General features: G+C 47.5%; 6 protein-coding genes. 4 read left to right on the top strand and 2 right to left on the bottom strand.

What is annotated here, in order from left to right:
* The first annotated feature begins 93 nt into the window (after window positions 1–93).
* A complete protein-coding gene (gene ilvN, locus OU814_RS11385; protein WP_017286074.1) occupies window positions 94–621 on the top strand; it encodes an acetolactate synthase small subunit in 528 nt (175 codons plus the stop codon).
* Between the two features lie 101 nt (window positions 622–722).
* On the opposite strand, the gene OU814_RS11380 is transcribed toward ilvN, so the two are convergent.
* Complete coding sequence (locus OU814_RS11380) at window positions 723–4,172, bottom strand: PA14 domain-containing protein (RefSeq protein ID WP_268182852.1); 3,450 nt, start codon at window positions 4,170–4,172, stop codon at window positions 723–725.
* Between the two features lie 647 nt (window positions 4,173–4,819).
* The gene (locus tag OU814_RS11375) at window positions 4,820–7,192 is read right to left on the bottom strand and encodes an endonuclease MutS2 (protein WP_268182850.1); all 2,373 of its coding nucleotides are present in this window, start codon (window positions 7,190–7,192) and stop codon (window positions 4,820–4,822) included.
* A gap of 365 nt (window positions 7,193–7,557) precedes the next feature.
* Here OU814_RS11375 and OU814_RS11370 point away from each other — a divergent pair, with 365 nt between their 5' ends.
* From OU814_RS11370 to treZ, 3 genes are all read left to right on the top strand, one after another.
* The gene (locus OU814_RS11370) at window positions 7,558–8,748 is read left to right on the top strand and encodes a hybrid sensor histidine kinase/response regulator (RefSeq protein WP_268182848.1); all 1,191 of its coding nucleotides are present in this window, start codon (window positions 7,558–7,560) and stop codon (window positions 8,746–8,748) included.
* Window positions 8,745–11,450, top strand: coding sequence for an ATP-binding protein (locus OU814_RS11365; RefSeq protein WP_268182845.1), 2,706 nt, complete (start codon window positions 8,745–8,747; stop codon window positions 11,448–11,450). The genes OU814_RS11370 and OU814_RS11365 overlap by 4 nt, the downstream gene beginning before the upstream one ends.
* Before the next feature lie 65 nt (window positions 11,451–11,515).
* Window positions 11,516–13,306: a malto-oligosyltrehalose trehalohydrolase gene (treZ, locus tag OU814_RS11360; RefSeq protein WP_268182843.1), complete on the top strand. Its 1,791-nt coding sequence runs from the start codon at window positions 11,516–11,518 to the stop codon at window positions 13,304–13,306.
* Window positions 13,307–13,310 lie beyond the last annotated feature (4 nt).

Below are 13,310 nucleotides of genomic sequence, written 5' to 3'. Positions count from 1 at the left end.
CAACTTTTTTCAGAATTTCTTTTTCTATGCTGTGGACAAGTGGGAGTCTACGTTGCACCATAATAAGGACTGAATGTTATTCGGAACACAGAAATGAAGCACACGCTCTCGGTGTTGGTAGAAGATGAAGCGGGGGTTTTGACTCGGATTGCAGGTCTGTTTGCTCGTCGTGGCTTTAATATTGAAAGTCTGGCAGTCGGTCCTGCCGAACAGATGGGAGTATCTCGGATTACGATGGTCGTGCCGGGAGACGATCGCATTATCGAACAGTTAACGAAACAGCTTTATAAGCTGATTAATGTCATTAAAGTGCAAGACATTACAGAAGTGCCTTGTGTTGAACGCGAATTGATGTTGCTCAAAGTCAATGCAGGCAGTTCGACGCGATCGGAGATTGTCGAATTAGCGCAGATTTTCCGGGCGCGGGTGGTCGATGTGGCTGAAGATTCTTTGACGCTGGAAGTCGTGGGTGATCCAGGGAAAATGGTGGCGATCGTTCAGGTTTTACAGAAATTTGGGTTACGAGAAATCGCCCGAACTGGCAAGATTGCTCTCAGCCGTGAATCCGGTGTGAATACGGAATTCCTCAAATCGTTGGAAGCTAAGGTATCGATGCCTTGATCGCCATTGATGCTCGAACAATGACACCAAAAATTTAGTTACCTTTGCAGAGAAAAAGGGCTGAAAATTACTTCAGCCCTTTTTTTTGGACAGATCAAGCGTTAACCGATCGGTCGCCACCGTCCTATCTCGCCCGATCCAAGACTTGCATAATACAAGTTGCCATCTGAACCTGTTGTAATCTGCGCCAAGCCAAACACCCCACTGGCAAATCGGCGCTGTCCAACCACCGCACCATTCGCATCAAAGACTAGAGCATCGACGGTTCCTTTACTCAAGTCTGTGATGAATAAGTTGTTGTCATAGATCGATGGGAAAGTATTTCCAGTGTAGAAATCTCCAACTGCGATCGCATTGCCACCGCTACCAAAGTGTTGATAAGCGTAAATCGGAGCCGTTAATCCAGTTTGAGGGCCAGCGTAGAAGGCTTGGACACTTGGGAGATCCTGATAGCCTCCGGTTCTATTACTCGTACCATTGCCTCCTTCATAAGCAACCCAGCCAAAATTTGCGCCGGGACCGCCCGTATTGACTTCTTCCCACTTCGTCCAGCCTACATCCCCAATATAGGGCTGTCCGTTCTGGCGATTGATCGTAAATCGGAAGGGATTTCTCAAGCCCAATTGCCAGACCTTCGATCGATTACTTTGGGGATTGCCATCGTAGAACGGATTGGAAGCAGGCGCATTGCCAGTGATGGGATCAATGCGGAGAATCTTGCCGGACAGACTATCGATATTGAGTGTTCTGACCGCTCTTGGATCAACCGCATTGTAAGACGCACCATCCCCATTACTGACATACAAAAACCCATCCGTACCAAACTTGACTGTGCCGATCGCATGAGATTCACTATCGAGGTTCAAAAAGTCCTGAACAAAGGTTCCATCAGAATTGCGACCCGACTCAGGAATGTTGAAGTTGTTCGTACTATTCTCATCAGGGCGACTGATATTCTGCCAAGTGCTATTTTTACCCAGAATCACCACTTCACTGGCTGGATTGATCGAGACAATGCCATTGGTAATCGTGGCAGTAAATCGACCCAAGCGAGAAGCTCGGTTGCCAACTCCATCTCGAACTGCTTCTGGATCAGTCTGTGAAGCCGTTTCAGGTGGATCATAAGAATAAAGCAGGTAGACATAGGGACTACCGCTAAAGAATTGGGGATGCACTGCAAGACCCAGTAATCCACGATCGCGCGGACTATTGACGATCGCAGAAATGTCAACGGCTGGAGTTTGTTGCAATACACCATTGCGAGCGACTCGCACTACCCCATTCTTCTGAGCAATGAACAGGTACTCACCACCCGGTGTCCAATCAAACGCGGTCGGTTGAGACAATCCAGTGATCACTGCTTCACGAGCGAAACTACCCGGATCATTATCTGCGATCGTCACCGTTGCCGTTTGCTGAGTTCCCAAGATTCCAGCAGAGGGATTACTCAAAATGATATTAAACGTTTCATTCCGTTCTCCTTCCATATCATCTGTGATCGGGACGGTAAACGTCTGGTTGGTCTGACCTGCTGCAAAATTGAGTGTGCCAATGCTCGTCGTATAGTCTGCACCTGCCGTTGCAGTTCCATTACTGGTCGCATAGTTCACGCTACCTGCTACGGTCGTGTTACCACTTCGCTGCACAGTAATGGTGACCGCTCCAGCATTCTCGTTGACATTAAAGTTTTCACTAGAAAAGGCATAGCTTGAATCAACTGCATCATCATCAATAATTTGGATCAAAGCAGTGCGATTTGTTCCGAGTGCTGCACCCGTTGTTTCACCCAAGCCAAACCCAAATTCTTCGGTTGCTTCAGTCGTCGCATCGTTCAGAATGGGAATTGTAACAGTTTTGCTGGTTTCACCTGCGGCAAAGGTCAAGATTCCTTCAGTTAAGGTGTAATCTTGTCCCGCGATCGCAGCGTTGGCTCCTGACCCGTTGGCAGTCGTGTATCGAACGGTAGCAACCCCGTCACTCCCATTGATGCGATCGACGCGAATTGCTGCTGTACCTGCACTTTCATTCACTGTCACCGCATTCGTTCCAATCACGATCGTCCCTGGATTGACAGTCACTCGACCGCTGTAAAGCTGAGCCTGCGGGATAATTTGGCGCACTTGATTGGGACTCAACCAGCCGAGCAGCGCAGAAGCCCTTCCACTGCGCTCATAGTACTCCATGCGAATATCGTATCGCAGTCCCGCTTGCAGTGCGATCGTGCCTGTGCGCTCAATTGCGGCTTGGTCGATGAAACTATCAATGACTAATTGATTATTGACGAAGAGGCGAACACCATCATCCGTGGTCGTAAAAAACGTGTAGGTATCGCTATAAAGCGGCTGCACTTGCCCTGTCCATCGGACTGAGAAGGTGTCGGCTGCGATCGACGGAGCAGGAGACCCCGTTCCCCAGTTAAAGTTAACCGTAGCATCTGTGCGGGTAACTCTTAAGTTCGTAAAATCGATGTTATCGAAGTATTCACCTTGTAGTCCATTCCCTGTACCTGGTTGAACCGGAGGTAGAGCGGTGCTAAACAGTTGTGATTGAGGGACAACCTGTTTTGTAATACCAGGTGCTGACCACTGTAGTCGGGCAGAGGCAAGTCCACCATTTTCGTAGTAGTCCATCGCGATGTTATAGCGCTGCCCTGCCACGAGATTGATCGTTCCACTGCGTTCGGTTGCGGCTTGATCTCGGTAGTTATTGATCACTTGCTGCCCGTTGATGAAGAGACGATTCCCATCATCGGTGGTCGTAAAGAAGGTATAAGTTCCAGTGACGGGTGCGAGAATCTGTCCAGTCCATCGGATGGAGAAGGTATCCGCTCCGATCAAGGGATCAGGAGAACCAGATCCCCAATTGAAATTAACCGTAGCATCGGTACGAGTCAGCCGCAGATTTGTAAAATCGATGTTATCGAAGTACTGTCCGAATAGCCCATTCCCGGTTTCAAGCAAGCTAGTGTAGCCAGCTAGGCGATCGAGATCAAACAGCAACGGTGATTCGATCGCTCCAGTCTGAGCTTCCAGTATCCAGTTGCCCCCGCTAGCTAGATTTCCAGTCGCATCTGTAGAAGCAGCGACATCAGCTCCTGTGATCTGACTCAGTTGCTGAATTAGAGCAGGGTCTCCGAGAGCAACGTTACAGCCATAGAGCAAGATGTCTGCATTCGGAGCCAGTGAAGTTGCCCAAGTTGCAAGGCGATCTTGATAGGTCGTGATGGTTGCAAGATCAAGGGTCGCATTGCCAAGGCTGAGGCTGTTGATACTGCCATGTGAGGCGATATAGACACTTTCGACATTTTGATAGCTAGCAAGCACTTGGCTAATTTGATCAATGCCGTCTTTGTGCGAGTCGAGCAGGACAATTTTTGTGCCATCTATAACGCTAGAGGCAAGCGTATGTGCTTGCGCGATCGCGGAATCGATGAAGACGATGCGAGAAGCACTTGATTGAGAGAGGGAACTCGCCGAGTCAAACCAGGGACGACTGCCGACAGGAGATGAATTGAGATCGAACACACTTGAGGAATTTAAAAGGTTCTGCATTTCGTTTCGTGCATGAAAACGATAGTAAAAGTCGCTTTGTGAAACGCCGCGATCGCATCGCCCGAAGTTTAGACAAGCTAAAGCTAGACAGCCGGAAGCTCACTCAGTTTTAGCCATCCTGAGTGGTTCCACCATCCATGCTCTTAGTCTGAGCCAGGGTGAATTTCTGCTAAAAACTGCGATCGTGCATTTTACGAAGCAACGAAAAACGTTGTTCGGATGCCCCTGAAGGTTAGATCGCACAATCAATGAGCTTCAGATTGGGTAAGACTCTGAAACGAAAGGGTAGTAGTGCTGACTTCAAATGGTGAGACGCGACTAGATAGGTGGCGCTCGGTTAATCTTCTATCACCTGTTTACAAAACCAGTTTGCAAAAACAGTGAGGTAATTCCTGATGATGCTCGTTTTCTGACATTAGCATTCCAGAAAGAATACTGTAAGCGCTTTCACTTAACTTTAACGAAATTTTAAATTCTGCATCTGTGTTTACACGGCTTTTTTATGCGGAACTGCCCAGTTTTAGCAGGATTTATCGGCAAAACCAAGCTATTGCTCAGTATCTTTACGCAAATCAGTTAGATCCTAAGAAAGCTAAACCTGGGCGATGTTACCGTTTCGTCTGAGTGAAGTTGACTGTGGAATCCACTTACACAGGGTAAGCGATCGTCACTCCAGTTCCACCATCTGCACGATCGGCAAGCTCAAATCTTTGGACTCGCGGATGCTGTTTCAGAAAGTCGTGAACCCCTTGACGGAGCTTGCCTGTGCCATGTCCGTGAATAATCCAAATCGGCGTTCGAGCTTCTGAAATTGCTTTATCAAGCACAATTTCCGCATCTGCGACCCGGCTGCCTCGGATGTCAAACGTATTGCGATCGGTACGAACTGCAGGCATGGAAACCGCAGGTTGAGGAGAAGGAGCAGACTTTGGCTTGGGTTCAGGTTGAGGCTTCGTCACTTTTTCGCCTGTGAGAGACTCAATATCCGTCACGGGAACGGTCATTTTCATGATGCCGAAGCGCACAATTAGCTCCTCATCTCCTGCAAGTTCCAGCACTTCTGCAGTTTGACCTAAGCGAGGAATGCGAATGCGATCTCCCACTTGCGGACGATAGCCGGGTTTGGGTTTCGCGGGTTGCTGGCGCGAAGGTAGATGCTTATCCGAGAGGCGATTCAGGGCATCGGTTGCTTGTTGGGCATCTTGAGCCGTGGCATTGCCTTGCTGAAGTTTGCGAATCACTTTCGCGATTTCGGTTTTGGCTTGCGCGATCGCATCTTGTACGGCTCGTTCTTGCGCTTGCTGCAAGCCACGTTCGCGATCGCGCAGATTTTCTGCTTTTGCCGATACTTCTGTATAAAAGCGTTCTGCTTGCTGAAGCAGGTCTGCGGCTTCTTTCGCTTTCGCTTCTTGCGCCCGACGTTGCGCTTCGAGTCCTGCAATCACTTGGTTGACATCTTCAGTCGCGCCACCGACTTGAGTTTGTGCGTTTTCAATCACTTCCGAGTTCAAGCCGAGCCGCCGCGCGATCGCTAACGCATTGGATCGACCCGGAATTCCCCAGAGCAATCGATAGGTAGGAGACAGCGAAACGTCGTCAAATTCGACTGAAGCATTTTCAAAGCGATCGTCTTGATATTTCAACGCCTTGAGTTCGCCAAAGTGCGTGGTTGCAATTGAAAGCTGCGCATGATCTGCAAGATATTTGAGCAGCGCGATCGCGAGGGCACTGCCTTCTGTCGGATCAGTTCCGGCTCCGACTTCATCGAGCAGCACTAAAGAATGCGATCGCTCCTTCAATGCCTCTAAAATTCGACTAATGCGGCGAATATGCCCAGAGAAAGTCGAAAGACTTTGCTCTAAAGATTGTTCATCTCCAATATCTGCTAAAACTTGCTCAAACCAAGGCAGTTCGACGGGTTCACGCGCGGGAACAAATAGCCCAACTTTTGCCATCAGCACTGCTAAACCTAGCGTTTTGAGGGTGACCGTTTTACCGCCTGTATTGGGGCCTGTAATCGCGACGACTCGAATCTGAGGTTGAATCACGAGATCGACAGGAATGACATCGCGACCTTGTTCGTGCTGATTTTGCCAAACCAGGAGCGGATGACAGAGCTGCCGAAGCACGATCGTATTTTCTGTAAAACGCGGTGGATTTGCTTTGAGCCAGAAGCTATAGCGCGCTCGTGCCGTTGCCAAATCCAATGTTGTACAAATGGCGAGTAATCGTTCTAAGTCATCTTTTGCGATCGCAACTTGCTCGGTCAGAACTCTCCGAACCGCTTCTTCTTCGGCTTGTTCTTGGCGCAGTAATTGACGCAGTTGATTATTGAGTTGCACCGTCGGATGCGGCTCAATGTAAAAGGTTGCGCCACTCATCGAGACGTCATGCACAATGCCAGGAATTGCCTCTTTGTGAGTCGCTTTGACGGGAATGACAAATCGCCCGTCGCGCTGAGTAATCACTTGTTCTTGCACCGCAGTCGATTGGCGCTGCATAGTACGTTGCAGCATTTCGTAAACGCGATCGCGAACTTGTTTTTGCTGCGATCGAATGCCTGCCAATTTTGGACTCGCGCGTTCGCTGACTTTACCATCGTCATTGAGACAGCGATAAATTTCCTGCTCAATTTCAGGATAAGTCCGCAACTCTGCCACTAATTCGTTCAGAATTGGGTAGCCATCCTGATTGTCGATCGTGCGTCTGAGCGTTCTCGCACCCGAAAGGGTCGTTGCGATCGTCAAGAGTTCGACCCCAGACAAGATCCCCTGCAAAGATGCCCGTTCCAGTGAATCTCCAATGTCTTCAATCCCTTCAAAACTTAGCCCAGTCGTGAGTTGAGTTTCTAAATCATAAATTTCTTTGGTTTGGGCAAGCAGATGTTCGGTTTCAGATTGAGTGGTTGGAATTTTCAGCGCACGCAGAACGATCGCGCCTAGCTTGGTCGAGGCAAACGTTGCCAACTGCTGACAGAGGCGTGACCATTCTAAAAGTTCTAGAGTCTCAGTTTGAATCAAGGTTAGGGACAAAAATGATGAAAGCTACAACTCTCTATTGTAGAAGCTTCGCAGAGACAGAAATAGCGCCCTAGCCAGAACTCTATCGAAAAATCAGGGAATTGCCGTGAAATCTCATCGCGCGCGATCGCACTAAACGACGCTTAACACTCAAACTCCCCGATTTGAGCAAAATTTAAGCCTGACAAGTGCAGCGCAGTCGCAACTCGCTGCCCGAATTTTCCCTGAAACAATTATCGATCGTCATTGTGCTGAACTTTAGTCAGACCGTGCAGTCCGTTATAATCAAATTCTGCAAGTCGCCCAAAATTTCAAGTCGCCCAAAATTTCAGATTGAGCCATGACATCGATTGAGGCAGACCCCCATGAGCAAACCTGTAATTATCTGTGTAGATGACGAACCATTAGTACTAGAAACTCTCAAAATTGAATTAAAACGGGTGCTCGGCGAGAACTGCTTAATCGAGACGGCAGAAGGTGGAGAAGAAGCATTAGAACTATTTGATGAACTGCAAAACAGCAAAGAATACGAAGTCGCTTTAGTACTTGCAGATTACATTATGCCAGGGCTGAACGGCGATCAACTGCTCAAACAAATCCACGATCGCTCGCCTCGAACTCTCAATGTGATGATTAGCGGGCAGGCTGATCTAGACGCAGTCAGTCAGGCTTTGCGGAGTGCTAGACTCTATCGCTACATCTCGAAACCCTGGACACCGGAAGATATTAGCTTAACGATCGTCGAAGCAGTTCAATCTTATTTGCAAGATCGAAAATTAGAAACACAGACTGAAAAATTACGTGCGATCAATTCTTATTTAGAGCAACAAATTCAAGAGCGCACGGAAGAACTTCAGCAAAAAATGCAGGAACTAGAAAAACTCAACACGCTCAAAGATGAGTTTCTACATGCGGTCAGTCATGATCTCAAAACGCCTCTGATCGGCAGCATGTTAGTCTTTCAGCGTTTGAAAAAACAACTTGATGATCCGGTACAGCTATCCCGATCCATGCTCGATCGCATGGTTGAAAGCACTCAGCGTCAACTCAAGTTGCTTGACTCTCTATTAGCAGTACAGCTTAGCGAACATGGCATGAGGCTCGATCGTCAAGCCATCAAACTTGCAGCCTTTGTAGATGAGATTATTTTGGATTTAGAGCCAATTTTGACTGAAAATCAAGTGACGATCGCGCATACAATCTCATCCGAATCCACGGTTTATGCTGACGAATTTCAACTGCGGCGAGTGTTCGAGAATCTCATTACGAATTCTTTGAAACACAATGCACCAGGGATTTCCTTAAGCATCTCTACGACTGTTGAAAATCATATACTCAAATGTATGATTGAAGACAATGGCGTTGGCATTCCCCAGCAAGACTGTGACCTAATGTTTGAACGCTATCAGCAGGGGAGTCGCAATCGGCGATCGCTTGGGATTGGGTTAGGGCTTTACCTCTGTCGGCAAATCATTCAGGCACATGGCGGCGAAATTGGAGTCATCAGTGCAGTTGACCAAGGTGCAAAATTCTGGTTCACTCTACCCACATCATGAACCGTCCTCATCCTTCACTCCAGAATGTCTTAATTCTTGCGTTGATTGCTCACATTCTGAGTGTTGTAGGGTTAATTAGCTATTTCTCGTTTCGCAACAGCCAAGCCTCTGTCCAGGAACTCGCAAAGCAGGTCGTTCAGGAAAGAAGCGATCGCATTGCTGACTATCTCACAACTTATACAGCAGCGCCACCGCTTGCGACTCAACTCAATGCGAATGCCATTCAGAATGGAACTCTGAAGCTCGATCGTCTCTCCACTTGGAATCGTTATCTCTTTCAGCAAAGTAACCTGTTCCAAAACCTCGCCTACCTCTATTTTGGGTCAGCCCAAGGCGAGTACAGCGAACTTCGACGATATGGCGATCGTCAATTTCGATATGGCTATAGCGATCGCCAACAACGGTTAAAATCCTTTGAACTCGATGCCCAAGGCAATCCGCAAAAAGTTGTGCTAAAGCGGCTCTATGATCCGCGAATTCGTCCCTGGTATCAACTCGCGCAGAGCGGTAAAACAGGCTGGACAGAGATCTATGCCTTTGATGATACCCCACCCATGCTCGGCATTAGTTTTGTACGTCCCGTCTATGAGGCTCAGCAATTTCGAGGCGCGCTAGGAGCCGATTTTTCGCTAGCTGGCATTCATGAATTTTTGAGCAGCATTCAACCGAATTCACAGAGCCGAATTCTGATTATGGAGCGGAACAGCAAGCTGATTGCTACGTCTTCAAACGAGCTACTTTTCGACTCAGAACGCCGACGAATCGATTCGATCACAGTACAAGATCCTCTGATCCGCAGGACTGCCGAAATGCTACGCCAGCGCTATGGGCAGCAGATTAAGAGTCACGCTCCGCAGCTTCTAACGCTGCAATTCGACCATGATCTGCATTACGTTTATCTCGCTCCTTTTGCGGATCAGTACGGTTTGGATTGGTTGATTGTGATCATGGTTCCGCAATCGAGTTTTTTGGGGCAAGTGGAAGCGAATCAGCGGATGATGCTCTGGCTTTGCCTAGCTGCGTTAGCCACTGCGATCGTGACGAGCATTCTCACCGCACGATGGCTTTCTCGTCCAGTGCAGCAGTTAAGCGAAGCAAGCCAGAACATTGCCAAAGGAGAGTTTGATCAAATTGTTAAAATCCGAGGTGCTCGAGAGTTCGTCGGACTTGCGCGATCGTTTAATTTGATGAGCCAAGAGATTCAACGATCGCAATCCCAACTTGAAGAGTATGCGCACACTTTGGAAGAGAAAGTTCGAGCGCGGACGCACCAACTGGAACAAGAAGTCGAAGAACGCCAGAAAATTAATGCAGAATTACGAGCCGTCTTTGCAGCAATGGATCAGCTAATTTTTATCTTCGATCGCGATGGACGACATCTCAAAGTTCCAGCAAAACGCGCACAGCAGATTTTCTATAAACCAATCGAATCACGGATTGGACGAACGCTTCATGAAGTCTTTCCCCAGGACATTGCCGATCACTTTCTCCAGCACATTCATCAGGCGCTCGATACTCAGAAAACTGTCGATATTGAATACACGCTAGAGATCGAGGGTGAAGTAGTTTGGTCTGATGCGAGCATTTCTCCGATTGATCATCAGACCGTGATTTGGATATCGAGAAATGTTACTGATCGCAAGCGTGCTGAGCAACAACTCCAACAAAGCCATGACGAACTTAAACAAACCTTAGATGAATTGCGATCAACACAAGCAAAGCTGATTGAATCTGAAAAGCTTGCTGCTTTGGGACAATTAGTGGCTGGAGTTGCACATGAAATGAACACGCCATTGAGTGCGATCCAATCTTCAATTGAGACACTTTCGGGCTTTATGCAAACTGAGTTAGAAGCATTGCCCACATTTTTACAGCAGCTTTCAGTACAACGTCAGCAAGACTTTTTTAGTTTGCTTGACCACGCTGCTGAAACGGCTCCAACATTTGCTCGCTTATCCAGTCGCGAGAAGCGTCAGCTAAAACGTGCCCTGAGCCAACAACTTAAGAGCTATCAAATTAAACCAGCAGATATCATTGCAGATACGTTAATCGATATTGGAGTGTACGATCGCATTGAATTGTTCATTGTTCTTTTGCAAGAGCGCGATCGCGATGCGATTCTGAATGCTGCTTATCAACTTATGATCGCGAAGCGCAGCTTACAGACACTTGCGATCGCATCAAATCAAGCTGCAACTGCTGTTCGCGCGCTGAAAACCTATGCGCGACAGAACGCAGATAGCCAGCCTATTCTTGTTAACGTCATTGATAGCATCGAAACTGCATTAACGCTCTACCGCAATCAACTCAAGCGAGGCGTAGAAGTTGTCCGATACTATGAAGAAGTTACTTTAATCCAAGCTTATGCGGATGAATTGAATCAGGTCTGGATGAATCTGATCCACAATGGCATTCAAGCGATGAATTATCAAGGCACATTAACGATCAGAGTCACTTCTATCTCGAATGGGATTCAAGTTGCCGTAACCGATACGGGAGCGGGCATTCCCCTAGAAATTCACGATCGTATCTTCTCGCCATTCTTTACCACAAGACCCATCGGAGAAGGAAATGGCTTAGGGTTATCGATCGTGCAGCAATTGATCGAAAAACACTCTGGAACTATTTCATTTGATAGCGTTCCAGGTTGTACAACGTTTACAGTCTGCTTGCGACAATCTCTTCCTCGCACTCTGACTTGAGATAGATTGGCGCTCAGAGCGAATCGAGTACTGTTGGCAAAGCGGGTTTAATATTTTTTTGAAATATGAAAGTAGGCGCTTGGTACTTGGGCGACGATCGCTGTGAATTCACAGTTTGGTGTCCTCGATCGAAAACAGTAACTTTGGAGTTATCCGATCGATCTGTTGAAATGCAGCGACAAGATGATGGATATTGGAGCACGATCGTTTCGGGAATCAAGCCGGGTGCTGAATATCGCTATCGACTTCAGAGTGGAACCTTTCCTGACCCGGCTTCGCAATTTCAACCCTCTGGCGTGCATGGAGCATCGGCAGTTGTCGATCACCGTTTTGAGTGGCAGGATTCGCAATGGCAGGGAATCAAGCTCGAAGATTTTGTTATTTACGAGTTACATGTCGGCGCTTTTACACCAGAAGGAACCTTTGAGGCGATCATTCCACGATTGCAGACTTTGAAAGAATTGGGAGTGAGCGCGATCGAGATTATGCCGATCTCTCAATTTCCGGGCGATCGCAACTGGGGCTATGACGGCACTTATCCTTATGCTATTCAGAATTCGTATGGTGATGCGAACAGCTTAAAAAAGCTAGTCAATGCCTGTCACCAGCATGGGATTTCCGTTGTCCTCGATGTTGTTTATAACCACTTTGGTCCTGAAGGAGCTTACATTAATCAGTTTGGTGACTACTTTACGGAGACTTACAAAACACCTTGGGGAAGCGCAATCAACTTTGATAATACTTACAGCCATTGTGTGCGGAGTTACTTCTTAGAGAATGCACTGTATTGGCTGAGAGAGTTTCATATTGATGCTTTGAGGCTTGATGCAGTCCAAGCTATCTATGATATGGGTGCGCGGCACTTTTTAGCAGAATTAGCTGATCGAGTTGAAGAACTTTCACAACAACAAAACCGCAAGCTATACCTGATCGCTGAGAGCGATTTGAATGATGTGAAGTTAATTCGATCGAAGAGTGCAAACGGGTATGGCTTAGATGCTCAGTGGAGCGATGATTTTCACCATGCATTACATGCATTACTAACGGGAACTGACATTGGTTACTATCAAGATTTTGGAACTTGCGAGGACTTAGCAAAAGCTTATCGCAACACGTTTGTATACGATTGGAAGTATGCACCTCATCGATTTCGGTTTCATGGTGCGCCTGCGCTGGATTGTCCGATGACACAATTTGTGGTCTGCATTCAGAACCATGATCAAATTGGGAATCAAATGCACGGAGAGCGATTGTCTCAGTTGATTTCGTTTGAAGGTTTGAAATTAGCTGCGGGGGCTGTGTTACTTTCGCCTTATATTCCACTGCTGTTTATGGGTGAGGAGTATGGTGAGGAAGTTCCGTTTACTTACTTTGTCAGCCATTCTGATCCTGAGCTAATTCAAGCGGTTCGACGTGGTAGAAAGGCTGAATTTGCGGCATTTCATCTTGAGGGTGAACCGCCTGATCCAGAAGCTCCCGAAACATTTCAAGTTTGTAAGTTGCAGTGGGAGCTACATCAGCAAGGCAAACACAAAGTTCTTTGGACGTTCTATCAAAGATTGTTGAAACTGCGGCGATCGCATCCTGCACTTGTGAAGCGCGATCGCGCTTCGGTTTCGGCTTGTGCTGAGGAGGATAAAAAACTGGTTTGGCTAGAGCGGCAAGATGTGATTTGCGTTTTTAACTTCAATCAGAGCGACCAAGTGTTTGAGTTTCCAGTAGGACAATGGCGAACTTTGCTCAATTCAGCAGATCAAGAGTGGATGGGAGCAGGTTCGCTTGCACCAGAGAAGGGGCAAGAGGGAGAAAGCGGAACTGTGCGATCGCAAAGCTTTGTCGTGTATGAGCGGTACTAGAGGA

The sequence above is a fragment of the Leptolyngbya sp. GGD genome, assembly GCF_026735145.1.
GTDB classification, from domain to species: Bacteria; Cyanobacteriota; Cyanobacteriia; order Leptolyngbyales; family Leptolyngbyaceae; genus Leptolyngbya; species Leptolyngbya boryana.
This window is presented reverse-complemented; position numbering and strand designations above follow the sequence as displayed.